Source organism: Nocardia sp. CA-120079, assembly GCF_050955745.1.
GTDB lineage: Bacteria > Actinomycetota > Actinomycetes > Mycobacteriales > Mycobacteriaceae > Nocardia.
Window position 1 is genome coordinate 3,742,681 of the sequence record NZ_CP192088.1, and the last position, 23,911, is coordinate 3,766,591.

Consider the following 23,911-nt stretch of genomic DNA (forward strand, 5'->3'; position numbering starts at 1 on the left):
ATGCGCATGGAGCAGATGTACCAGGAAGTGATCCTGGATCACTACAAGCACCCGCATCACCGCGGGCTGCGGGAGCCGTTCGGTGCCGAGGTGCACCACGTCAACCCGACCTGCGGTGACGAGGTCACCTTGCGCGTCCAGCTCGACGACAACGGTGATGTCGCCGATGTGTCCTACGACGGTCAGGGCTGTTCGATCAGCCAGGCGGCCACCTCGATCCTGACCGATCAGGTGATCGGGCTGCCGGTGCAGCAGGCGCTGAAGGTCGTCGACTCGTACAGCGAGATGATCTCCAGCCGCGGCACCGTCGAGGGCGACGAGGACATGATCGGCGACGGTATCGCGCTGAGCGGAGTGTCCAAGTACCCGGCGCGGGTCAAATGCGCACTGCTCGGCTGGCTGGCGTTCAAGGATGCGGTGATCCGGATATCCTCCGCGGAAGAGGCCGAGCGGACCATGGGCAGCGACATCTCCACGAATGGAAAACGGCATGAGTGAGACACCAGTCACCGAAACGATCGAGCAGGCCGAACTTTCGGCCGAGGACATCAAGCAACTCGAGGACATCGAGGAGGCGATGCGCGACGTCGTCGACCCCGAACTCGGCATCAATGTCGTCGACCTCGGCCTGGTCTACGGCATGAGCGTCGACCAGGACAATATCGCTACCCTCGATATGACCCTCACCTCGGCGGCCTGCCCGCTGACCGATGTCATCGAGGATCAATCTCGCAACGCACTGGTCCGCTCCGGCCTGGTCGAAGACCTCAAGATCAACTGGGTCTGGATGCCCCCGTGGGGCCCCGACAAAATCACCGAAGACGGCCGCGAACAGCTCCGCGCCCTCGGCTTCACCGTCTAGCACCACGAATCCGGCCGCGGCCGAACCCATTCGCAGCGACCCCGACCATCCGGTCGGGGTCGCCGCGTTTCGCGCCGTCGTCACATTTCACGGCAGGGAGCGGTCATAGCGGTGGCGGCAGATGTCCGTCGCCGCCGCATCGCGGTGGATGACCTGCGGAAGAGGGAACATGTCGCAACGCTTTCGGTCGGAGCGGGTACGTACCGGGCTCTACTGGTTTCTCGGATTCGAGTTCTTCGTCGGCTTCGCAACCAAGTTCTGGCCCGGGTCTACGTTTTTCGGACCCGCCTATTCGGAGAAGTTCGCGGAGTGGGGATTTCATCCGAGCATGCGGTTCGTGGTCGGTGGACTGGAGTTGATCGCCGCTGTGCTGCTCGTGCTTGCGCGCCGCGAGAGCAGATTCTTGGGCGCGGCCATGCTGGTACTGGTGCTGACCGGTGCGGTCACCACACATCTCATCGATGACGCGCCGTTCTGGCAGGGCACCTCGGCGCCGATTCATCTGGTGATCATGATGGTTGTGGCGCTGGCGAATTGGCCGGCGGACTGGCGGGATGTGGTGCCGCCGTGGGGCTCGTCGGCGTTAGCGGCAAGAGGACCTGAGGCGCTGGGGGATCGCTGACCGACGGGTTGTCCAGCTCTGGTGATACAAAGGTTTGGACAATTCGGATCGGAGCGGTCAGGATTTCGATCCGAAGCTATTTTCGGAACTGGGGAGCGCAACACATGTCACTATCGTCCAAGGCTGCCATGGGTCTGGTGGCCGCGTCCGCGGGTGCGTTCGTCGCCGCCGGCACCGCACAGGCGGACGATGGCCTCTACGGCTCATTGGCGATTTCGGTCTCGTCGCGCGGCGACGCGACCCTCGGATGGGCGTACAACTACTCGAACTGGGCGGATTCGGACCGCGCGGCGGTGCAGCAGTGCGGACTGTCCAGCTGCCATGTCATCGTGCAGTTCGCCAATGCGTGCGCCGCCGTGGCCCGCAATGGCGATGATCACCTGGGCTGGGCCTGGGCGCCGACACGGGCCGAGGCCGAGCAGCAGGCGATCGCCAATGCCGGGCCGACCGCACCGCCGCCGCTGCTGAACTTCGGCAGTTCGGCACCGCGCGAACCGCGCATCGTCGATTCGCAGTGCACCGCCAACGCGAGCTGAACGGAAAACCGAGTGCGCTCTCGACGCGATCGGCGTCGAGAGCGCACCTGGTTGCGGCAGCGCCGAGGGATCAGCGGCGCAGCACCTTTCGGGCAATGATATTGCCCAGGAACTGAATCCCCTGCACGCCGACGATAATGATCAGTGTCGCGACCAGGGTGACCTGCCAATCGAAGCGCTGATACCCGTAGACCAGCGCGAAATCACCGAGCCCGCCGCCGCCGACCGTGCCCGCCATGGCGGACATATCGACGATGGCGATCACCACGAAGGTGTAGCCGAGTACCAAGGGCCCCAACGCTTCCGGGATCAGCAGTGTCAGAATGATCCGCAGCGGCCCGGCGCCGACGGCCCTGGCCGCCTCGATGACGCCTGGATCCACCGTGACCAGATTCTGTTCCACGATGCGGGCGATACCGAAGGATGCCGCCACGATCATGACGAACGCGGCGGCCTCTGTGCCGATGGTTGTCCCGACTACTTCGAGGGTGACCGGACCCAGTGCCGCGAGCAGAATGATGAACGGAATCGGCCGGACGACATTCACCAGCACATTGAGCAGCACATTGATCGGCGCATTCGCCAGTAGCCCGCCCTTGCGGGTGGTGTAGAGGGCAGTACCGAGGAACAGCCCGATCAACCCGCCGACTACGAAGGTGAGCAGCACCAGATAGATGGTGGTGCCGATGGCCTCGGTCAGTACCGGCCGGAGTTTGTCCCAATCCGTATGCACGAGTTCTCCCTTCAGCCGGCCCGGTGATCGAATACCTCGACCACCTTGTCCACATCGTCATCCGAACCGTGCAATGCCAGCGTCACGCTGCCGAACGTCTTGTCCTGCAACGTACTCACCCCGCCGTACACCACCTCGAACTCGACACCCGCATGCGCGGCTGCGGCCAGCGCCGCACCGATCCCACGCTTGTCATCGATATCCACGGTGACCAACCGGCCGCCGTGCAGTTCACCGAGTCGCCGCAGTTCTTCGGCGTCGGGCCGATTGTGGAGCACGGTCTCGACGAACGACTGTGTCGGCGCCGCCTGCGGAGTAGCGAAAACTTCGAAGGTGCTGGCCAATTCGACGATCTTGCCTTCGGCGAGCACAGCGACCCGATCGGCCACCGCGCGGATCACATCCATCTCGTGCGTGATCACCACAATGGTGACACCGAGTTCGCGATTGATCTTCTTCAGCAGCCGCAGCACCTCACCGGTGGTCTCCGGATCCAGCGCCGAGGTCGATTCATCGGCGAGCAGCAGCGACGGCGAGGTCGCCAGTGCCCGCGCGATGCCGACCCGCTGCTTCTGACCGCCCGAGAGCTGATCCGGGTAGCTGCGGGCCTTGTCGGCGAGGCCAACGAACTCCAGCAGCTCCTTGACCCGTGCCTTGCGCTCGGCGCGCTTCCAGCCCGCGACCTTGAGCGGATATTCGATATTGCCTGCGGCCGTGCGCGATCGGAACAGGTTGAATTGCTGGAATATCATGCCGATATCCCGGCGGATGCGGCGCACCTGGGCCTCCCGCACACCCGTGACGGGCGTGCCCGCGACCTCGATGGTGCCGGTGGTCGGTTTCTCCAATGCGTTGATCAGCCGGACCAGCGTGCTCTTGCCCGCGCCGGAATAGCCGATCACACCGAAGATCTCGCCCTGTTCGATGCGCAGGTCGATATCGTCGAGCGCGACCTGCGCCTCCGCGCCCTTGCCGAAAACCTTCGTGACCGACCGGAATTCGACCGCAGGGACCGCTTGCTCGCTCACTTGCCGTCTTTGATGGTCTGCTGCACCCTGGCCAGGATCTGCTCCAACTCGGGACCGCTACGCTTTACTTCGACCGCGGTGTTCTTGGTGACCTCGGCGTGCGCCTGCTGCACCTCCGGATCGTGCCAGAGTTGGGCCACTTTCTGATAGAGCTCGTTGTTCTTGTCCTCGGCCCTGGACACCACGACATTGATGTACGGCTCGGCCGCCGGATTCTTCGGATCATCCTTGTAGAGCGCCGAATTCGGGTCGATGCCGGAACGATCGAGGAAGGTGTTGTTGATGATCGATCCGTCGACCGAGGCCAGCGAGAGCGCGGTCTGCGCCGCATCGACCGGGGTCACCTTGACCTTGGACGCGCCCTTATCGATATCGGCGGGGGTCGGCGCCTTGCTGTCGCCGGAGAGCTTCAGCAAACCAGCAGCTTGCAGGACGAACAGCGCCCGCGCTTGATTGGTCGGATCGTTCGGGATCGCGATCTCAGCGCCCTGCGGCAGATCCGTGAGCGCCTTGTGCTTCTTGGAGTAGAGCCCGAGCGGCACGATATAGGTTGAGGCGATCGGCGTCAGGGTGTCGTTGTTGGCCACGTTGAAGGCGCCGAGAAACTGCAGATGCTGGAACAGATTGAGATCGATCTGCTTTTGCGACAGTGCGAGATTCGGCTGCTTGTAATCGGAGAAGTTGGTAATCCGCAGGTTGATGCCCTGTGCCTTCGCCTTCTCCTCGAAGACGTCCCAGGCGTGGTCCTTGTCGGTGGTGCCGATGCGCACTACGTTGTCGGCGGAAGCCTTGTTGTCGCCGCACGCCGTCAGGGTGAGGGCCGCGGTGGCTACCAGGACCGGGATCGCCAGTACCCGATGGAATTTCACTCGTGCTCCCGAATGCTTGTCGCAATATGAACCCGGTAATCCAAGCGATGCGCACGGGGGTCGGACAACGGTTTGGATTGTGCTGAGCGAAACTCTGGCAACTAATTGGACAAGCGTCTAGGTTGCCTGCAATGCGATTGCTGCGCCGTGTTCTGGTGATTCCCCTGCTCCTTGCTCTGGCCGCCGGTGGGGTCGCGTGTGGTCGGGAGCACCATGACGATGTCGTGCGCATCGGCGTGAACGACATCTCGCTGCCGCATTGGGATGTCTACAAGAAGAAGGCCGCCGAACAGGGCATCGCCATCGAATTCGTCAACTTCACCGACTACAACCAGCCGAATCCCGCACTGGCACAACGTCGGATAGATCTCAACAAGTTCCAGCACGTGCGGTACCTGGCCAACTACAACGTCCGCAACAACGACACCCTGGTGCCGATCGGAGCGACCGAGATCTACCCGCTCACGCTGTATTCGCGCAAGCACAAGTCGGTGGCGGAGATCCCGAAGGGCGGCCAGATCACCCTGAGCAATAACCCGGCCAATCAGGTTCGCCCGCTGCTCGGTTTGGCTGCCGCCGGACTGATCGTGCTGAAGGGCGGTGCGAGTTGGGATTCGAAGATCGAGGATGTGGACACCGACGCGTCGCGGGTGACGCTGAAGACCATCGATCCGACCCTGACCGCGCAATCACTGGAAAGCGTCGATGCAGCATTCGTCGACGACACCTTCGCGCGTCCCGCGGGTCTCACCAAGAACGAGACCATCTTCACCGACGACCCGGAACGCCCGGAACTGAAGCAGTACATCAATATTTTTGCGGCTCGCGCCGAAGACAAAGACAACCCGAAACTGCTTGCGCTGGTGCGGCTTTACCACGATCCGGAGGTCGAGGCCGCCATCCGTGCGGAGGCTGGATTCCAGGGCATCTTCAAGACGAATGATGCGGCAGATCTGCAAGCCACGCTCGCCGAGCTGGAGACGAAATTCCGCAAGTGAGTGGCGCTCACTCCGGAGTGCGTTCGGTGCTGGCAGCGGCGAGGGCCCGTGCCGCCTCGCGAGTGGCATCGGTATTGGGTTGCAGGGCACGGGAACCGGCGAGTTTCGTGCGCAGGTGTTCGGCGACGGTGATCGGGGCGTATTTACTTCCCTCGCCGAGGCAGGAGGGGAGTGTTTCGATGACGGCGTCCGGATTGCCGTCGTGGAAAAAGGCCGCGCTGCGACGTCTTTGGATGGTTCCGTCGGTGATCGGCGGCATGACGCGGTGCAGGGTGGACAACCAGCGTTCGTTGGTCCAGCGCGCCATCACGTCGCCGAGATTGACCAGCAGGGCGTTGTCGGCGGGTTGTACATCGTGCCAACGGTTATCGGCGCCGACGACCTGGAGACCGGGGACTTGGTCCGCCCACAAGACGGTGACGATGCCGTAGTCGGTGTGTTCGCCCATACCGGTGAGTTCGTCGTCGATTTCCACGGGGCCCGGCGGCAGCGCGTAGTTGTTCATCCGCAGGACGTCGAGGGAATGGTCGGTGAACCTGGTGAAGTAGCCCGGCGGCAGCTCGAGGGCATCGGCGAAAATGGTGGTGAGGGTTCGCGCGATCCGAGCGGCATGTGCGAAATAGGTCTCCACGGGTGCGCGGAAGCCGGGAACCTCTGTCGGCCACAGGTTTTCGGCGTAGTTGCCAGCGGACAACTCGACCTCCGGATAGGCGGCCGCGGAGATGCCCACATTGAATGCCTCGAAGTAATCGTTCATGCGGGTGGCGTATGCGCCGCCGAGGCTCAGGCTGAGACTCTCGCTCTTGGGCGGTGAATAGCCGCGATTGATTTCGGGCGGGGTGCGATAGCCCTGTTTGGTCACCGGTTCGAGGTCGAAGAAGCTGTCGAGTGCGGCCGCGAAGTCGTCGAGCACCGGTTGTGGGATGGCGTGGCCGGTGATCTGCATGAAGCCGACCGTGCTCGCGGCGGCGTCGACTGCGCGGGCAACGGCCCGGCGTTCGGCCGGGGCGCCATCGCCGATGTAAGACGAGATATCGATGACCGGCACTTGGAATTCCACGGCAGTGTCCTTCCCTCGACAACATCTTGATAATAGGCGACAGCAATCAGAATTTGCTGGTCTGGTCGAGCGGGGCCGGTATCAGCCGGCCGTTCGTGAGCCAGATCGAGCGCGGTGTCAGCGCGCCATCGGTGCGATTCGCCAGCGCGGGCGCCCCGCAGCGGCGATGATTTCCGGGTGGACGACATCACGTATCGGAACACCCGGCTCGCGCTGCACGCGGTGGGGGAGTTGTTGATCGCGGGCCCACAATATCGGCGCTTCGGGACCATCCGGCTACGGGTGGTGCACGGTGGTTTCGGCGGTGCGCAGTGGCCGGTGTCGGTGGTCGGCACCGATCTGGTGTGGCCGGAGGGCCGGGTCGCGCTCGCAGGCACCTTCGACAAGGTCGCTGCCGCCGCGGGCTTCGAAACCGAGGCACCGGCCGGTGTCTACGCCGATACCACCGGAGTCGACCCCGGCGATCAACTGGCCGTCGATCCCGAGGCAGCGGGCCTCATCGCGGACTGGTTCGCGCTCGGGGATTCGACGCTGCGCTGCACAGCGCCTGATGTCATCCCGGTGCTGTGGCCGGAGCACTTCGATCTGTCCAGCACGCTCAACGAGGTCAATTACGGTGTGTCACCGGGTGATTCGGCGCATCCGGGACCGTACGCCTATGTCGGGCCATGGACGCCGCGCACCGGCGAATTCTGGAATGCCTCGTTCGGCGCGCTGCGCCCGCGCGAGGAGGTGAACAACCCCGCCGCCCTGCTCGATTTCTTCGAAGAAGGCAAAGCGCGGGCCGCCGAGGTCTGAAGATCACCTGGCGAATGAGTGCAGGTAGGCGCTGGTGGTTTGATCGGCAGGAAAGTAGGACTCGATGGCGATCTCGTCGAGGGTCACGTCGAAGGCCGCGCCGAACCGCATGATCGTATTGAACAGCGACAGCTGCGTGCCGCGGTGTTCGAGATGGATGGGCAGCGCGACCTCGGACGGATCTAACTGCGGGAAAACGTTTTCCGATGCGAACACACTCAATTCCGCATGGAGCGCGGCCAATTCGGGATCGCCGGACAGCGCCGCCTGCCGCGCGAGCCGGGGCAGCAGGAATCCGCGCACCTGCTCGATATTCCGCACGCGCGGCGCGAACCCGTTGGGATGCAGACCGATTCGCATCATATTTATCGGCGGCTCCAACAGCTCCGCGGCCACATTCTCGAAGAACACCTCAGCCGCCGTGTTGGCGAACAGCAGATTCCACTGTCGATCGACCGCCAGCGCGGGGAACGGTTCGTGGGCATCGAGTACGCGCCGGACCGCGGCGCGTGCCTGCGCAAGATCCGGATCGTCGAGTGCACGATGCCGGTACGTCGGCGCGTAGCCGGCCGCGACGAGCAGCCGATTGCGTTCGCGCAACGGGATCTCCAGATGTTCGGCGAATCGCTCGACCATCGCCGGGCTCGGAATGGTGCGCCCGGTCTCCACGAAACTCACATGTCGCGTGGAGATGCCCGACTGCACGGACAACTCGAGCTGGCTGAGTCTGCGCCGCAGCCGCCACTCGCGCAGCAGCACTCCGACGGGGCGTTCGCTATCCACCCGGTCAGTATCACCACACCATGCGAGCAGCCGCCATTACATGCCAGGTAATCGACAGGCTTACCGTGTGATTGCGACGGTTACCGCCATGACGAACAACCTGGCAACCCGAAATAGGGATCTCTTACTGCACGGCCTCGCCGAGTTCAGTGCGGGCAATATCGAGGTACTGCGAGATCTGTTGCACGAGAACTTCATCGAGCACAGTCCGGGCAATCCGTCCGGCCGTGACGCCTTCATCGAGTTCATCGCGAACGCGCCGGTGGCCGCCGCCCGACTGGAGATCAAACGGGTCGTCGCCGACGATGAATATGCCGTCGTGCACTACCACATGATCACGCCCGACGATGCCTGCGGCGTGGCGGTGGTGGATATCTGGCGGCTGGTCGACGGCGTGATCACCGAGCACTGGGATGTCGTACAACCGGTGCCCGACGCCGACCAGCTCCCGCACGGCATGTTCTGATCCGGGCTAGCGGGCGCCCCGTCCCTCAGCGGCCAGTCGGCCGCGGCGGATCAGCGCCCGCTTCGTGCCCGGCGGCACCGCGGCCGGGCGCCGTCCGTGGAATCCAGTTCGGGCTCCGATCGGAGTCGGGGGCGCCCAGCACGCGTTATCCGGGCTGTCCAGATGTTCGGCACCGAGGTGAGCGACCACGAGGTGTACGGCTTGGTGGTGGTTTCGAATGCCTCGTAGCCCAGATCGAGCACCTAGCGCAGAGGCTGGGGCCCATCGAGACGATCGCTACGGCCGGGTCCATGCGGCAAGTTTGCCAGGAGTATGCGGGTAGTCGGTTATGCGCCCTTGCGGGCCGCTGCTTTCTTCGCGGTCTTCTTGGCGGGCTTGGCGGCGGTCTTCTTGGCCGCAGACTTGGAGGCCGCTGCTTTGGTGGCCTTCTTCGCCGGTGCCGCCTTGGCCTTGGCGGCCGGCTTGCCGGAACTCTCCGCTGTCCGCCGCCCACTGGCCTCCAGACTGCGTTGCAGCGCGGCCACCAGGTCGACGACCTCGGCGTCCATCGCGGCGGGCGCCTCCTCGGGCTGACTGACCACCTTCCCGGTGCCGCTGGCGATGGCCTCGTCGAGCACCTTCTGCAACTCGATCTGGTACTCGTCGGTGTATTGCTCGGGATCGAAATCGTCGGACATGGTCTCGACCAGCGTCTCGGCCATCTTGATTTCCTGCGGCTTCGGCTCGGCGACACCGTCCAGGGATTCGAATTCGACGGCACGGACCTCATCGGGCCATAGCAGCGTCTGCAGCACCAGTACGCCGTCGCGCACCCGCAGTGCCGAGAGCCTGGTCTTCTGCCGGAGCGTGAAGTGTACGAGCGCGGTCCGATCGATGCGTTCCAGTGTGGTCGCCAGCAGGACGTAGGCCTTGGGGGTATTCGAGTCGGGTTCGAGGTAGTAGCTCTTCTCGAACAGGATCGGGTCGATCTGGTCGTTGGGTACGAACTGCAACACCGGAATCTCGTGCTTCTCGGCGGCAGGCAGCTTCGAGAAGTCCTCGTCGGTCAGGATGACCTTGTCCCCCTCCGGGGATTCATAGGCCTTATCGATATCGGCGAATTGCACGGACTTGCCGCAGACCGTGCAGACGCGGTCGTACTTGATCCGGCCACCGTCCTTGGCGTGCACCTGGTGGAACCGAATGTCGTGGTCCTCGGTGGCCGTGTACACCTTGACAGGGACGTTTACCAGCCCGAACGCAATCGAGCCCTTCCAGATAGCTCGTGCCATCACTCCATCATGGACGAACCGATTCGAATAGGCGAGCGAATCGGAATCCCGAGTGTCGCGGTCGCGACGCGCCGACGCAGCGGTGCGGGCAGGGCGGCGAAGAGGGTGCGCATGGCGGCGACGGTGCCGCCGAGATCGGTGCGGCCCGACAGATAGGCCCGTTGCAGTTGCGGTGGCAGGGTGAAGAAGGCATCGAAGAAGACGGGAAGGTCGGCGGGCGGCAGTGCGAGCAGTGCGCGCAGACCCGCGGACCGCAACGCGTGTACCGCTCGCGCCCGGGCAGGCCATGCCGACGCATCGCGGGCGACAGTGTCGGCGGCGGCGAGCGATGCGGTGACGCTGTAACCCGTTGCGGGATGAGTGAATGCGCCCGCCGCGCCGAATCGTCGCTGTCCGGGGTGACCGCCCTGCACCGGGAAACGCACGCGCTCGATCGGTTCGGTGCCGGTGAGTTCGATTCCGCGCGAGCGCAACCGGTGGTGCAGGCGGTCGCGCAGCACCGCGGTGTCGAGGGCGGGGCGTCCGGCGAGGCAGGTCTCCTCCAGCAGCATCGTCTCCGCGTTCAGCGGCACCGCGTACAGAAACGACCGTGGCGCATCGGGTTCCGCGCCGTTGTCCACGCGCCAGTCCATGAACAGAGGTTCGATGTCGCCGTCGCGTCGCACGACCACGCCGTACGCGGTTTGCTCGGCGAGTTCGGAGGAGCGGGCAATTCCTCGTGCGTCGATAACACGTTTCCCGCCGAATATTGTTTCCGAAGCCAAAGTCACTGTGTTGTGCCGAATTTCGACAACCCGATCGGTAACTATTTGCGCACCATCGAGATTCAGCGAATCCCACAACCGCGCGGAGTCGAAGACGACATAGGTTCGGTCGAGTCGATGCGGCCTCGCACCCCAGGCCGTCGGATGCTCAACGGTAGTGGCGATGACCGAAGGATCCAGCCATCCCGGCAGCTCGTCGTACCACCCCGCATACGTCGCCGACCAGCATCGATCCGGCACCGGATCGATTGCGGTGACCGACATTCCGTGTGCGAGACAGCGGTGCGCGAGTGCGCGGCCGGCGGGTCCGAGACCGCAGACGACGATGTCCGCGGTCATCGCGTTTCCCATGCGGAACGTGGATGCCGTTGTGGCACAGCGAGTTCGGTGGTGTGCAGGGTGGACCCCTTCGTTGTCGGCGCGGTTCGTCGGTCGTGCGGATCGTACTGCCGGGCGGTCGGGTCACCGTTGCGCTGTGATAGTTCACGGATATCGACGGTGACATTCTTCATAATGCGATCATGTCAGATCTCGCTTTTCCAGCAACGATGTGACTCGCCAGTAGCACCGTGCTGTCAGCTGGCTGGTCACATTGTCTGGTGCGCCGTATGCTCGGCGTTGTCGAACGGATTGCCCAGGGTCGGGTAATTCGGATCCGATTACCGAAACCAATGTCGATTTCGGAACCTTCTGTCCTCGCGATCGCGTGGAACGGAATTCCCGCATCATCTGCCCGCGGCCATTGTCGTGCCAGCCGGGGAGTTCGTGCTGCCCGTCTCTGTCGAAAGGACCGCTACGGTGAATTCTTCCCGATTACGCGCCCTGGGAGCCGCCCTTCCGGACGGCGAATACACCACTTCGGAAGTGCTGAGTCGGATGACGAGCGGCGGCGAGTTCGACGTCGAGCGAATTACCGGCATCGGTCATCGCTATATGGTCGACCGCACCAGCGAGGACACCCTGACGCTCGGCGCGCGGGCCGCGCAGGACGCGCTGGCGAAGTCCGGGTTGGACGCCGCCGACCTGGACATCATCATCTGTGGCGGCACCACCGTGCACGACGGGTTCCATATGGTCTTCGAACCGTCGGCGTCGCAGGAGATCGCCCGGCGCATCGGCGCGGTCAATGCCTCCGGCTATGACGTGGCGAATGCCTGCGGCGGCACCATGACCGGAATCTATCTGCTGGACAATCTGATTCGCGCGGGTGCGGTGCGCAATGGCATGGTCGTCACGCCCGAGGTGATCTCGCCGGTGACCGAGGGCGCACTCGCCGAGGCCGTCGATGTGCGCGATCCACAGTTCGCCGCACTCACGCTCGCGGATGCCGCTGTCGCGGTCATTCTGGACCCCGCGGTGGACGAGGAAGACGTACTGCACTACGTCGATCTGACGACCTGCGCCGAGTACTCGCCATTGTGTATTGCCAAACCGAGCGATGCCAGCGAGAACATGATCATGTTGACCGACAATCTCACCATGCAAGCCGCGCCGCGTCGGGAAACATGGGCGAAATTCCATCGCGATATCCTCGCAAAGCGCGGCACCACATTCGCGGACGAGAAGTTCGACTTCATCGTGTTCCACCAGCTCGGCGTCGGATTCACCGAGAAGCTCGCCGAATCCGGCAGCAAGATTCACGGCACCGCGATGCCACCGCGGCTGGCGACCGTCGAAAAGTATGGCAACACCGGCGCAAGTACGCATTTCCTGGTGCTGCACGACTACATTTCCCGAGGCGAGCTCCCGAGGGGGGCCAAAATCTGTTTCGTGCCGACGGCCTCCGGAATGGTCTTCGGTGTCCTTTCGGCAACTATCAGCGCATTGGTGGGATGAAATGACGTTCACTATTCGGCGGTCCGCCGTCAGTGCCGACCCCACCCTGGGTTCCATCGACCACGCCGTGCGGGCGGCCGGGGAGTGCCTCTCGGGCGCGGGCGTCGAGCCGGACGATATCGACGTGCTGATCAATGTCGGCGTCTACCGCGACAGCAATATCGTCGAACCGTCCAATGCGGCGCTGATCCAGAAGGAATTGGGGATGCACCTGGACTACCAGGTCGGCTCCTCGCGGGCGGGATTCTCGCTCGATCTGCGCAATGGGGCCTGCGGCGTGCTCAACGCATTGCAGGCCGCGGGTGCGCTGCTGGAGAACGGCACGGTCGAGCGGGTGCTGATCGTCGGCAGCGACGCCCATCCCGGCGGCGTCGGACACGCACCGGCCGACTTCCGATATGCCGCGGTCGGTGCCGCCTTGCTGGTGACCAAGGGGATCGATGAGGGCACCGGCTTCGACCGCGTACATATCCCGGCGCCGCTGCCGCGCGCGGTCGGTACCCATCCCGGTGTCGCCGGGTATCTCGATCTGAAGGCGATGGGTAACGACGGGCAGCGCTCGATCACCGTCGATGTCGCCGACGACTACGCCGAATTGGTCAGCGGCGCAGCATTTGCCGCGGTCCGTCCGTACCTGGCCGAACATCCGGAGGGGCAGCGCGTACTGGTCACCAATAACCCGGTGCCCGACTTCGCGACCACCCTGGCGAGCGAATTCGGTTTCGTCCGAACCCATCAGGCCGCGACCGGCGACCTGGACGCGGGCAGCTCGGGTTTGATCATCGGCTACCACCAATTGCTCGAGGCCGGTGCACTGTCGGCCGGTGACGAATTGCTCTTGGTCGCCGCGGGATCCGGTCCGATCGCCGGCTGCGTGAGCTACACCGTTCCCGTCGGCGGTGCGGGGTGAGCCAGCAGCCCGCAGATCTGAGCGCGCTGCTGGAGCACCAGCTCCGGCAGCGCGCCGACCTGCCCGCTATCAGCTATCCGACCGTCGCGCATCCCGAACGTGCCGAAGGCGCAGCCGATCTCGACTTCGCGGTGCTGACCTTCGCCGAACTCGGCGCGCGGGTCGAGGCGTATGCCGCGGCCTTCGCACGGATCGGAATCAGCAAGGGCGTCAAGACCATTGTCATGGTCAAGCCCGATCCCGATCTGTTCTCGGTGATCTTTGCGCTGTTCCGGGTCGGCGCGGTGCCGGTGGTGGTGGATCCGGGTATGGGCGTGCGCCGCATGCTGCATTGCTTCCGCAGCGTCGGTGCCGAGGCGTTCATCGGTATACCGCTGGCGCATCTGGTGCGGCTGGCGGCGCGGCGCACCTTCGCATCGGTGCGGGTGCATGTGACGGCCGGACGTTCGTTCTGGGGTGGGCACACCTTGCTCGCCATGCGGCAGACGCCCGGTGCGGCCGCACCCGAAATCGACCATGTGCCCGGCGATCTGCTGATGATCGCTTTCACCACCGGCAGTACCGGACCGGCCAAGGGAGTCGAGTTCACCAGGGCCGGATTCGCGGCCTCGCTGCGGGTGATCGAGCAGTTGCACGGTCGCCCAACGGGTTTCGTCTCGCTGACCTCGGTGCCGCTGTTCGGCATCTTCGATCTGCTGCAGGGTGCGCATGTGGTGCTCGGACCGGTCGATCCGGTTCGGGTGTCCAAGGCCGATCCCGCACTGCTCACCGATGTGGTCCAGAGTTTCCAGGCCACCGATATCACCGCATCGCCCGCCCTGCTCGGTCCGCTCGGCGCATATCTGACAAGAACCGGGATCACGCTGCCGAGTCTGGTTCGGGTCATCTCGATGGGCGCGCCCGCGAACCTCGATGCGCTGGCGGGGGTCAGGGCCGCTCTCGGTGAGTCCGCGCGCGTCTTCACCACCTACGGTGCGACCGAGGCATTGCCGCTGACCACCCTCGAATGGTCCGAACTCGACGAAACCCGCAAGCAGACCGCCGAGGGCGCGGGCACCTGCGTCGGCCGCCCCATAGCGGAATCCGACAGCGCTGGGTCCGAAAACGAGTCGAGAGTACGGATCATTGCCGTCTCCGATGACGAAATCCCCACCTGGCGTGAGGATCTCGTGCTGCCGCAGGGGCAGATCGGCGAAATCGTCGCCACCGGTGCCCAAGTCAGCACCGCCTATCACCGCAACCCGGCCGCCGATGCCCGCAACAAGATCGACGAAGCCCGCCCGGACGGCTCTGTGCGCCGTTGGCATCGCGTCGGCGATCTGGCCTGGCAGGACGAGTCCGGTCGGCTGTGGTTCTGTGGCCGCTCGGCGCAGCGGGTCCGCACCGCGGCCGGTGACCTGTTCACCGTGCAGTGCGAGCAGATCTTCAACACCCACCCGGATGTGCAGCGCACGGCGCTCGTCGGTGTCGGGGAGCCGGGTGCACAGATTCCGGTGCTGTGCTTCGAATTACGGTCCGGGGTGGCGGAATCCGAGATCCCACGGGTCCAGCGGGAGCTGTGGTCCATTGCGCGTGAACGCGAATTCACCAGATCCATCAAGGTATTCCGCGCCCATCCCGGATTCCCGGTCGACATCAGGCACAACGCCAAGATCGGGCGCGAGGAATTGGCCGTATGGGCCGGAAAGGGTATGACGCCATGAGGGCCTTGGTCACCGGGGCAACCGGATTCCTCGGCAGCCATCTCGTCGACGCCGCGGTGGCGGCCGGTGACGAGGTACGTGCTGTCGTCCGGCCGTCGAGCGATCTCGGCTACCTGTCGACGGTGCCCGAACTCGAAACGGTGGCAGGCGATCTCGGCGACTACGAATCGCTGGTCACCGCGTGTAAGGCCGTCGATGTGGTGTACCACAGCGCCGGGCTGGTCGCCGAGGTCGGTAGCCGGGCGCAGTTCCGGGAGGCCAATGTCGAGGGCACCCGGCGGCTGATGAAGGCCGCGCGGGAGGCCGGTGTCGGCCGCTTCGTCTTCGTCAGCAGCCCCTCGGTGGCGACCTCATATGACACCGACCGCTTCGGCATCGACGAGTCCGAGCCGTACGTGACCGCCCCGAAGAGTCTGTACGTGGAGACCAAGGCCGCCGCCGAACAGCTCGTCCTAGCCGCCAACACCCCGGATTTCGTGACCTGCGCGCTGCGACCGCGGATGATCTGGGGTCCGCGTTCCTCGGGTTGGATGACCCTGCTGCTGCGAAAGTTGCAGTCCGGCAAGCTGCCCGACCTCTCCGGCGGCAAGAACGTCATGGTGTCGATCACCTACTGCGAGCATGCCGCGCAGGCCTGTCTGCAGGCGGCGCGCTCGGCTCAGGTCGCGGGCAATGCCTACTTCCTAGCCGATCCCGAGGATGTCGATCTGTGGAAGTTCGTCAAGGATCTCGCCGTCGCATTGGATCTGACGCCGCCCACCCGGACCATTCCCAAACCGGTATTCGACGCCGCCATAGCGGTTTTCGACACTATTTGGCGAGTGCCGGCGATCAAGGAGCGCTACGCGCCGCCGCTGTCCAGCTGGACCACCGCGGCACTGACCGTCTCCAGCACCTATGACACCAGCGCGGCCACCCGGGATTTCGGCTACGCGCCGACGGTCTCGCTGGCCGACGGACTGGCGGCCTACGTGGACTGGGTCGGACAGATCGGCGGCGTCGACGCCGTCATCGCTCGCGGATGACTAGGAGACTCGCATGATTACCACTCGGCTCGCCAGCCGCCCGACCGGCACGAATGCGGTGCCAACCGCACCGGGCGCCCTACCCCTCATCGGCCATTCACACCGCCTCGCGCGCAGGCCGTACCGCTTCCTGCAGACGCTGTCGGACCTCGGACCCGTGGTGCGGGTGAAGATTCCGGGTTACGACACCTATGTCGTCACCGAACCGGATCTGATTCGCGAGGCCTTCGTCGGCCTGTCCGATCAGGGGGCGATGATCGATCGCGCGGAGGCGTTGCTCGGCGCCGGCGTCACGGTGCTGTCGGGCCCGCAGCACAAGCGGGAACGCCGAATGATCGCCCCGGCCTTCGCCCGCGGCCGCATCGCGCAGTACGCCACCGTAATGACGCGTCTGGGCGCGGAACAGGCCGATGCCTGGCGCGACGGTCAAATGGTGGTCGTCGATACCGAGATGCACGATCTGGCGCTGCGCACCGTCGCGGGGGCGCTGTTCAGCGGCGACCTCGGCGCGGAGACCGGTGCGGAAATCCACGAGATGCTCACGCCGGTCATGACGCTGCTCGCCCGTCGCGTCACCCGCCCGGCCTGGATCGACAAGCTGCCACTGCCCGGCAACCGGCGCTTCGAAGGCCTTGTCGCCGGGATGAAGTCGGCGACCAGCAAGATCATCGCCGCCTACCGTGCGGACCTGGCCGCCGACCCGAACCTGGATCACGGCGACTTGCTGGACACCCTGATCAAGGCCCGCGACGAGGACGGTGTCGCGCTCACCGATGCTCAGGTCCACGACGAGCTGATCAACTTCCTGGTCGGTGGCACCGAGGCCACCGGCATGACGCTGTCCTGGGTGTTCCACGAGTTGGGCCGAAATCCCGAGCTGGAGGCCGCTTTCCACGCTGAGATCGACGCGGTGCTCGGCGGCCGCCCGGCCGAATTCGCCGATCTCGGTCGACTCGATCTGACCAAGCGGATCGTCACCGAAACCCTGCGCATGTACTCGCCGTGGCTGACTGTCCGCGATGTGCCCGCGAACTACGAACTCGGCGGCAAGGCGTTGCCGGAGGGCGCCATGTTGCTGGTGTGTCCCGTTGCGGTACATCGGGATCCGGCGATCTTCCCGAAGCCCGACGAATTCGACCCGGACCGCTGGCTGCCTGCGGCAATGGAGTCCCGGCCCAAAGGCGCGTACCTGCCGTTCGGTATGGGCACGAGGCAGTGTCCGGGAAACGTGTTCTCGCTCACCGAGGTTGCCCTGCAGGTTGCTACGATCGGCGGGCGCTGGCGCCTGCGCCCGATGCCCGGTATCGCGGTGCAAGAGACGGTGATCGGCGCTCTGGTGCACCCGAAGTATCTGCCGATGCGGGTGGTGGCCAGGCAGGTGCAAACCGGGCACGTCGCGGATTCGTCAGGGAGCGAACGCGGCGCGGCTTAACGAGTGATGAGGGTGTAGCGGTGTTCGAACCGACCAAGCTGACCATTTCGAGCGACCGGCAAGCAGTCGCTACGCAGCGCAGCAAATGGATTCTCGGCATATTTGTCGGTCTCGCGCTGCTGATGGGGATGCTCAGCTCGACGTTGTTCGACAAAGTCCAGGGGGGTGGCTACAGCGATCCCGGCGGCGAATCCAGCCGGGCCATCGAGATTTTGCGCGATACCTTCGGTCAGGCGCCGCCGAACTTCGTGCTGCTGGTGCACAGCGACACCTCGGTCGATGATCCTGAATCGGCCACGGCCGCAGTGAAATTGGCGCTCGGGCTGAAAAATGAGCCGGGCGTCGCGGGTGTCATGTCGTACTGGATGGACAAGTCGCCCGCGCTGCGCAGCGCCGACGGCAAATCAGGGCTGATCGTCGCGAGCATTCTCGGCGAGGAGGGCGCGGTCGACCAGAAGGTCGGCGGTCTGGCGGATCGCTACGGTGGCACGCACGGGCCGGTGCGGGTGCGCGTCGGCGGTTACGCGATGTTGTTGCACGAGACGGTGCAGCAGAGCGAGAAAGATGCCGTACTCGGCGAATCCATCGCCTTCCCGATAACCCTGATCGCCCTGCTGTTCGTATTCGGCGGTTTGGTGGCGGCCAGCCTGCCGCTGGTCGTCGCGGCGGTGACCGTGATGATCACGATGGGCGCGCTGTGGATGATCACCCTGGTCACCGATCTCGCCGCGACCGCGACCAATGTCGCCACTCTGCTCGGCCTCGGTCTCGCGATCGACTACAGCCTGCTGATCATCAGCCGCTACCGCGACGAATTGGCCGCAGGTGCCGCGACCGGTCCGGCTGTTGCCGCGACCATGCGTTCGGCCGGACGTACGGTGGCCTTCTCGGCGGTCACCGTCGCGGTCGCGCTGTCGGGCCTGCTGTTCTTCCCGCTGCTCGCGGTGCGTTCCATGGGCTATGCCGGTCTGGCCGTCGCGGCGATCGCCGCGACGGTATCGCTGACGGTGCTGCCCGCGATTCTGCTGCTGCTCGGCAGCCGCATCGATCGCGGCCAACTGGGTTGGTTCTTCCGTCCGCAGCGTCCCGCGCCCGGTGAGGGTTTCTGGCATCGGCTCGCGGTATTCGTAATGCGCAAGCCGATGCCCATCGGCTTGGCGGTCGCGGCCTTCCTGCTGCTGCTCGGGACCCCGTTCCTCGGTGTGAAACTCGGCTTCCCGGACGAGCGGGCGTTGCCGGAGTCGATGAACAACCGGCAGATCACCGAGACCATCCAGCGCGACTTCGCCGCCACCGACACCAATGGACTCTTCGTCGTACTGCCCGACGGCAAATCCGGGCTGGACGGCTACGCCAGGAAACTCTCCGAGGTCGACAATGTCCGTCGCGTGGATACCGCCACCGGCAGCTACGCCCACGGCGGGCAACTCGCCCCGGCCATGGCACAGCACGCGCGCTTCGAAACCAAGGACGCCGCATACCTTTCGGTGACACCGGACACCAGCGATCCGGCGCTGCTGGATCGGGTGGCCAAGGAGTTACGCGCCGTGCCCGCCCCCGCACAGCGGTTGGTCGGCGGCATCGCGGCGGCGAGCGCCGATTCTCTCGATGCGGTGACCTCGGCGCTGCCCGTGGCATTGGCCTACGTCGTGATCGTCATGCTGGTCGTACTGTTCCTGCTGACCGGCAGCGTGGTGCTGCCGCTGGTCGCGATCGTGCTCAGCGCCCTGAGCCTCACCGCGGCCTTCGGCGCGCTGGTCTGGATCTTCCAGGACGGGCATCTGTCCGGCCTGCTCGATTTCACCGTGACCGGCGACCTGCCGCCGACCGTGCCGGTCATGCTCTTCGGTGTCGCCTTCGGTCTGGCCATGGACTATCAGGTATTCCTGCTGTCACGGATCCTCGAAGAGTACGAACGCACCGGCAAGAACGAATCCGCCGTTGCCCATGGCCTGGAGAAGATCGGTCGGATCGTCACCGCCGCCGCGGTCCTGATCTCCCTGGTGTTCCTGGGATTCCTGGCCTCGGACATCACCTTCATGAAGTCCTTCGGCATCGGTCTGCCGCTGGCGGTGCTGGTCGATGCGACCCTGGTCCGTGGCTTCCTGCTGCCCGCGGTGATGAAACTGCTCGGCGACTGGAACTGGTGGGCGCCCGGCCCGCTCGAGAAGCTGCACGAGCGTTTCGGATTCGATGAGGGACCGTCCGCGCCGTCACTGCCCGATCCGGCAGATCTGCGCCAGCCCGCCAGGGTATAGCGACGCCGATGGCCGTGCGGTATTCGCCGCACGGCCATCGGTTCTGTTGGGACGGTTCAGATTCCGCCGGTAGACAGCAATCCGCCGTCGACGCGGATCGTCTCACCGGTGATCCACTTGGCCTCGTCCGAGACCAGGAATCCGATCAGCTGCGCCACATCCTCCGGCGCACCGAGTCGCTTCATCGGGTACACGCTCGCGGCCCGCTCCTCATCCGCCGAGTACAGCGCATCGGCGAACTTCGTCTTGATCACGCCCGGCGCCACCGCGTTCACCCGGATATTCGGGCCCAGCTGCCAGGCCAGTTCATCGGTGAGCCGGATCAGCGCGGCCTTGGACGCGCCGTACGCCGCGATCACACCGGTCGAGCGCAGTCCGGCGACACTGGCCACATTCACCACCGCACCGCCGTGCTCGCGCATCCAGGCCTTGTAGGCCTCCTGCAGGTAACCGAGTGCCGCGACGACGTTGACGTCGAAGATCTTGCGCACCGCCTCCAGATCCGCATCCATGAGCGAGCCGTAGACCGGATTGATGCCGGTGTTGTTGATCAGGATGTCCAGCGAGCCGAATTCCGAGACCACCCGCCCCACCGCGGCGGCCCGGCTGTCCGGATCACCCGAATTGCCCGCCAGCGCGCTGACCTCGCCTCGATGACCGAGCGCCCGCAGCTCGGCGGCCGCCTCCTCGAGCGGTTCCGGCTTGCGGGCGGTGATCAGCACATTTGCGCCGCGGCGCAGCAACTCCGCCGCGACGGCCTTGCCGATGCCCCGGCTGGCTCCGGAAACGAGTGCGCTCTTGCCCAACAGATCGGTCGTCATGTGATGGCACGCTACCGCTGTTCAAATCCGCCGAATGGACCCGGTCGGTTTTGCGCGAAATCGACCAGGCGCGACTGTTCCCACAGGCGGGGATCCAATGGTCGGAGCATGGCGCCTAGCTGCGATTAAGCTGCCGGAGAGGTATCGACGGGAAGGTGAGAAATGGCTGTCGACACATCGCTGCCGTCGCGCCCGGATGCACCTATCCTCAACGCCTTCGCCAGTCACATAGAGACGGTGCTGGCGAAGTTGGTGAAGGCGGTGGGCGACGGTTCGGCGAAGTCGATTACGGTCGAGGGACTGAACGGCCTGGGGGAGTCGCAACTGAAGGACGGCGATCTCGTCGCGAAATACCAGGCCAAACAGACCGACGACACGAAATATAAAGACGATCTGAACTCGTTGGACAGCAGTATCGCCCAGATCGCGGCGAAATCGGCCGATGTGTCCAACACAGTGACCAAAGAGGTCGAGAAACTGGTGGGCGACATCAAGGAAATTATGGCCGGTGTGCCGAATCTGACCGACGTGGCGCTGCCGCGCAGCATCGAGTTGCAGATGAGCGCCATAGACAAGATCGATGAGAAGGTCGACAAAGCAGCGAAAGCAGTCTCGGACGCGTACGACGCACTCGACGATCACGCCGGAAAGATCACCGACCCGGAGTCGACCGACAGCGGAAGCGCCCCGAATTCGATCGGTAGCGGCAACCAGTTCCCTGCCTATACCGGAAGCGGTGGAAACCGCCGCAACTCCACCGGACCCGCAGGTCTCGGCAACAGCGCGAGTGCCCAACCCATCAGCGGCGGTAAGCGAGTGACGGCCAGCGATATCTATAAGTATCTCCTCAGCAAGGGCTTCACACCGGCGCAAGCCGCGGGCATCTTGGGCAATATGCAGGTCGAATCGGGTTTCGATACCGGCGCCTACAATCCCGGCGAGGGAGCCATCGGCCTCTGCCAGTGGGAAGGCGGCCGACGGACGAATCTCGAGGCGTTCGCCGCCGCTCAGGGCAAGTCGGTCACCGACTGGCACGTCCAGGTCGATTTCATGATGCACGAACTGCAGGGCACCGAATCGGGTGCCTACGGTCAGATCAAGTCTGCGAACTCGGCGGGTGCCGCGGCGGCGGCGTTCGATCAGTACTACGAACGCAGCTCCGGCGAGGCCCGCGGCCAGCGCGTCGCGAATGCCAACAGCATCGCGTCGAGCATGGCCGGCCTGGTTGCCTAGCACCGGCTGCGGAGTTAGCGCGGTCACACCTGGATCGTGGGGTGTCAGAAGCACCGCTGGCACCAGGTAAAATCGGTGGTTCTTGTGCGGGTTCGCGTCGCACAATCGAACAGCAACCGACCAGCACCACGTACCCGTAGGAGAAGCCTGTGATCACCGCGACGGACCTGGAGGTCCGGGCCGGCGTCCGCACCCTGCTGTCGGCCCCCGGGCCCGCGCTGCGGGTGCAGGCCGGCGACCGGATCGGACTGGTCGGACGCAATGGCGCGGGCAAGACGACCACGCTGCGCATTCTGGCGGGCGAGGGTGAGCCCTACGCCGGAAAGATTCTGCGCTCCAGCGATATCGGCTATCTCCCGCAGGATCCGCGCGAGGGCAATCTGGACGTACTCGCCCGCGATCGCGTGCTCTCCGCCCGCGGCCTGGACACCCTGCTGCGCGATATGGAGAAGCAGCAGGCGCTGATGGCCGAGGTGGTCGATGACGCCGAACGCGAGAAGGCGGTGCGCAAATACGGTCGGCTGGAGGAACGCTTCTCCGCGCTCGGCGGCTATGTGGCCGAGAGCGAAGCCGCGCGCATCTGCAATAGCCTCGGCCTGCCCGATCGGGTGCTCGGCCAGGCGCTGCGCACGCTCTCCGGTGGTCAGCGCCGCCGAATCGAGTTGGCGCGCATCCTGTTCGCGGCTTCCGACGGCAGCGGCGGACGTTCGGACACCATTCTGCTGCTCGACGAGCCGACCAACCACCTCGACGCCGACTCCATCACCTGGCTGCGCGGCTTCCTGCAGAACCACGACGGCGGTCTGATCGTGATCAGCCACGATGTCGAACTGCTCGGCGATGTGGTGAACAAGGTCTGGTTCCTGGACGCGGTGCGTGGTGAGGCCGACGTCTACAATATGGGCTGGCAGAAATATCTGGACGCGCGTGCCACCGACGAACAGCGCCGCCGCCGCGAGCGCGCCAATGCCGAGAAGAAGGCCGGCGCCCTGCGCGCCCAGGCGGCCAAACTCGGCGCCAAGGCCACGAAAGCCACTGCGGCACAGAACATGGCCAAGCGCGCGGACCGCTTGATGGCCGAACTCGACGAGGTGCGGGTGGCCGACAAGGTCGCGCGGATCAAATTCCCCGAACCCGCCACCTGCGGCAAGACCCCGCTGATGGCCGAGAACCTGACCAAGGTCTACGGCTCGCTGGAAATTTTCACCGGCGTCGATCTGGCCATCGACCGCGGCAGCCGCGTCGTAGTGCTCGGTCTCAACGGTGCGGGCAAGACCACACTGCTGCGCCTGCTCGCCGGGGTGGAGACGCCGACGGCGGGCGGTCTCGTGCCCGGTCACGGGCTCAAAATCGGCTACTTCGCCCAGGAGCACGACACCCTCGACGATCAGGCCACGGTGTGGGAGAACATCCGCCATGCCGCGCCGGATGCGGGGGAGCAGGAATTGCGCGGACTGCTCGGTGCGTTCATGTTCTCCGGACCGCAGCTGGAGCAGCCCGCAGGCACCCTCTCCGGCGGTGAGAAGACCCGTCTCGCGCTGGCGGGGCTGGTCTCCTCGGCGGCCAATGTGCTGCTGCTGGACGAGCCGACCAACAACCTGGACCCGATCTCGCGCGAACAGGTCCTCGACGCGCTGCGTACCTATGCTGGCGCGGTCGTGCTGGTCACCCACGACCCGGGTGCGGCCGAGGCGCTGTCCCCGGAACGGGTGATCTTGCTGCCGGACGGCCAGGAAGACCACTGGTCGGCGGAATATTTGGAACTGATTCAGCTGGCCTGATCCGGGGTGATCCGGCCGGAGTTTCGTTGCGGGCGGTGGGTTTTCGCTTCCCCGGGATCTGATCTCCGGTGATTTTCATCACAAAGACCCGTTGATCACAGCTTCCTGAGTGTCTAGCCTGG

24 protein-coding genes are annotated in these 23,911 nt (G+C 64.9%); 15 read left to right on the plus strand and 9 right to left on the minus strand.

Annotation, left to right across the window (positions count from 1 at the left end; genetic code table 11):
• From sufU to ACQPYR_RS17215, 4 genes are all read left to right on the plus strand, one after another.
• On the plus strand, positions 1–498 hold the full coding sequence (sufU, locus tag ACQPYR_RS17200; RefSeq protein WP_433633363.1) for a Fe-S cluster assembly sulfur transfer protein SufU: 498 nt from the start codon (positions 1–3) through the stop codon (positions 496–498).
• On the plus strand, positions 491–862 hold the full coding sequence (locus ACQPYR_RS17205; protein ID WP_433633365.1) for a metal-sulfur cluster assembly factor: 372 nt from the start codon (positions 491–493) through the stop codon (positions 860–862). Before sufU ends, ACQPYR_RS17205 begins: the two co-directional genes overlap by 8 nt.
• Positions 863–1,031: 169 nt before the next feature.
• On the plus strand, positions 1,032–1,484 hold the full coding sequence (locus ACQPYR_RS17210; RefSeq protein ID WP_433633367.1) for a DoxX family protein: 453 nt from the start codon (positions 1,032–1,034) through the stop codon (positions 1,482–1,484).
• A 104-nt stretch (positions 1,485–1,588) separates the two neighbouring features.
• Positions 1,589–2,020 (plus strand): DUF4189 domain-containing protein, encoded by a 432-nt coding sequence (locus ACQPYR_RS17215; protein WP_433633369.1) that lies wholly within the window; start codon positions 1,589–1,591, stop codon positions 2,018–2,020.
• Between the two features lie 70 nt (positions 2,021–2,090).
• Here the strand turns inward: ACQPYR_RS17215 and ACQPYR_RS17220 are convergent, their stop codons facing one another.
• From ACQPYR_RS17220 to ACQPYR_RS17230, 3 genes are read right to left on the minus strand one after another with little or no spacing between them, the layout of a single operon-like run.
• Positions 2,091–2,753, minus strand: a complete 663-nt coding sequence (locus ACQPYR_RS17220; protein WP_357472111.1) for a methionine ABC transporter permease — start codon at positions 2,751–2,753, stop codon at positions 2,091–2,093.
• A gap of 11 nt (positions 2,754–2,764) precedes the next feature.
• Complete coding sequence (locus tag ACQPYR_RS17225) at positions 2,765–3,781, minus strand: methionine ABC transporter ATP-binding protein (RefSeq protein WP_433633371.1); 1,017 nt, start codon at positions 3,779–3,781, stop codon at positions 2,765–2,767.
• On the minus strand, positions 3,778–4,650 hold the full coding sequence (locus ACQPYR_RS17230) for a MetQ/NlpA family ABC transporter substrate-binding protein (RefSeq protein ID WP_433633373.1): 873 nt from the start codon (positions 4,648–4,650) through the stop codon (positions 3,778–3,780). The genes ACQPYR_RS17225 and ACQPYR_RS17230 overlap by 4 nt, the downstream gene beginning before the upstream one ends.
• Positions 4,651–4,781: 131 nt before the next feature.
• Here ACQPYR_RS17230 and ACQPYR_RS17235 point away from each other — a divergent pair, with 131 nt between their 5' ends.
• Positions 4,782–5,648 (plus strand): MetQ/NlpA family ABC transporter substrate-binding protein, encoded by an 867-nt coding sequence (locus ACQPYR_RS17235; protein ID WP_433633375.1) that lies wholly within the window; start codon positions 4,782–4,784, stop codon positions 5,646–5,648.
• 7 nt (positions 5,649–5,655) lie between these two features.
• On the opposite strand, the gene ACQPYR_RS17240 is transcribed toward ACQPYR_RS17235, so the two are convergent.
• Positions 5,656–6,708, minus strand: coding sequence for an isopenicillin N synthase family dioxygenase (locus ACQPYR_RS17240; protein ID WP_433633377.1), 1,053 nt, complete (start codon positions 6,706–6,708; stop codon positions 5,656–5,658).
• A 177-nt stretch (positions 6,709–6,885) separates the two neighbouring features.
• Between ACQPYR_RS17240 and ACQPYR_RS17245 the strand changes: the two genes are divergently transcribed.
• Positions 6,886–7,506 carry a hypothetical protein gene (locus ACQPYR_RS17245; protein ID WP_433633379.1) on the plus strand — a complete coding sequence of 207 codons (621 nt, stop codon included), beginning with the start codon at positions 6,886–6,888 and terminating at the stop codon, positions 7,504–7,506.
• A gap of 3 nt (positions 7,507–7,509) precedes the next feature.
• Here the strand turns inward: ACQPYR_RS17245 and ACQPYR_RS17250 are convergent, their stop codons facing one another.
• Positions 7,510–8,289 (minus strand): helix-turn-helix domain-containing protein, encoded by a 780-nt coding sequence (locus ACQPYR_RS17250; RefSeq protein WP_433633381.1) that lies wholly within the window; start codon positions 8,287–8,289, stop codon positions 7,510–7,512.
• A gap of 88 nt (positions 8,290–8,377) precedes the next feature.
• Between ACQPYR_RS17250 and ACQPYR_RS17255 the strand changes: the two genes are divergently transcribed.
• Complete coding sequence (locus tag ACQPYR_RS17255; protein ID WP_433633383.1) at positions 8,378–8,755, plus strand: nuclear transport factor 2 family protein; 378 nt, start codon at positions 8,378–8,380, stop codon at positions 8,753–8,755.
• Positions 8,756–9,081: 326 nt separating this feature from the next.
• Here the strand turns inward: ACQPYR_RS17255 and ACQPYR_RS17260 are convergent, their stop codons facing one another.
• Genes ACQPYR_RS17260 through ACQPYR_RS17270 form a run of 3 tightly spaced genes read right to left on the minus strand, consistent with a single transcriptional unit; the run spans position 9,082 to position 11,302 of the window.
• Positions 9,082–10,026 carry a Ku protein gene (locus tag ACQPYR_RS17260; RefSeq protein ID WP_433633385.1) on the minus strand — a complete coding sequence of 315 codons (945 nt, stop codon included), beginning with the start codon at positions 10,024–10,026 and terminating at the stop codon, positions 9,082–9,084.
• Positions 10,026–11,129: a lycopene cyclase family protein gene (locus ACQPYR_RS17265; protein WP_433633387.1), complete on the minus strand. Its 1,104-nt coding sequence runs from the start codon at positions 11,127–11,129 to the stop codon at positions 10,026–10,028. The genes ACQPYR_RS17260 and ACQPYR_RS17265 overlap by 1 nt, the downstream gene beginning before the upstream one ends.
• Positions 11,126–11,302: a hypothetical protein gene (locus ACQPYR_RS17270; RefSeq protein WP_433633389.1), complete on the minus strand. Its 177-nt coding sequence runs from the start codon at positions 11,300–11,302 to the stop codon at positions 11,126–11,128. Before ACQPYR_RS17270 ends, ACQPYR_RS17265 begins: the two co-directional genes overlap by 4 nt.
• Positions 11,303–11,588: 286 nt before the next feature.
• Between ACQPYR_RS17270 and ACQPYR_RS17275 the strand changes: the two genes are divergently transcribed.
• Genes ACQPYR_RS17275 through ACQPYR_RS17300 form a run of 6 tightly spaced genes read left to right on the plus strand, consistent with a single transcriptional unit; the run spans position 11,589 to position 19,954 of the window.
• Entirely contained in the window at positions 11,589–12,626 is a 1,038-nt protein-coding gene (locus ACQPYR_RS17275; RefSeq protein WP_433633391.1) for a 3-oxoacyl-ACP synthase III family protein, read from the plus strand.
• A gap of 1 nt (position 12,627) precedes the next feature.
• A complete protein-coding gene (locus ACQPYR_RS17280) occupies positions 12,628–13,536 on the plus strand; it encodes a hypothetical protein (protein ID WP_433633393.1) in 909 nt (302 codons plus the stop codon).
• Positions 13,533–15,239, plus strand: a complete 1,707-nt coding sequence (locus ACQPYR_RS17285) for a fatty acid CoA ligase family protein (RefSeq protein WP_433633395.1) — start codon at positions 13,533–13,535, stop codon at positions 15,237–15,239. The genes ACQPYR_RS17280 and ACQPYR_RS17285 overlap by 4 nt, the downstream gene beginning before the upstream one ends.
• Positions 15,236–16,264, plus strand: a complete 1,029-nt coding sequence (locus ACQPYR_RS17290) for an NAD-dependent epimerase/dehydratase family protein (protein ID WP_433633397.1) — start codon at positions 15,236–15,238, stop codon at positions 16,262–16,264. Before ACQPYR_RS17285 ends, ACQPYR_RS17290 begins: the two co-directional genes overlap by 4 nt.
• A 13-nt stretch (positions 16,265–16,277) precedes the next feature.
• Positions 16,278–17,696, plus strand: a complete 1,419-nt coding sequence (locus ACQPYR_RS17295) for a cytochrome P450 (RefSeq protein ID WP_433633399.1) — start codon at positions 16,278–16,280, stop codon at positions 17,694–17,696.
• 20 nt (positions 17,697–17,716) lie between these two features.
• On the plus strand, positions 17,717–19,954 hold the full coding sequence (locus ACQPYR_RS17300; RefSeq protein ID WP_433633401.1) for an MMPL family transporter: 2,238 nt from the start codon (positions 17,717–17,719) through the stop codon (positions 19,952–19,954).
• Positions 19,955–20,010: 56 nt separating this feature from the next.
• Here ACQPYR_RS17300 and ACQPYR_RS17305 read toward each other — a convergent pair whose 3' ends face one another.
• On the minus strand, positions 20,011–20,775 hold the full coding sequence (locus ACQPYR_RS17305; RefSeq protein ID WP_433633403.1) for an SDR family oxidoreductase: 765 nt from the start codon (positions 20,773–20,775) through the stop codon (positions 20,011–20,013).
• Positions 20,776–20,937: 162 nt separating this feature from the next.
• On the opposite strand from ACQPYR_RS17305, the gene ACQPYR_RS17310 reads away from it, so the two are divergent.
• Complete coding sequence (locus tag ACQPYR_RS17310) at positions 20,938–22,008, plus strand: phage tail tip lysozyme (protein WP_433633405.1); 1,071 nt, start codon at positions 20,938–20,940, stop codon at positions 22,006–22,008.
• Between the two features lie 149 nt (positions 22,009–22,157).
• Complete coding sequence (locus ACQPYR_RS17315; protein ID WP_433633407.1) at positions 22,158–23,789, plus strand: ABC-F family ATP-binding cassette domain-containing protein; 1,632 nt, start codon at positions 22,158–22,160, stop codon at positions 23,787–23,789.
• Positions 23,790–23,911 lie beyond the last annotated feature (122 nt).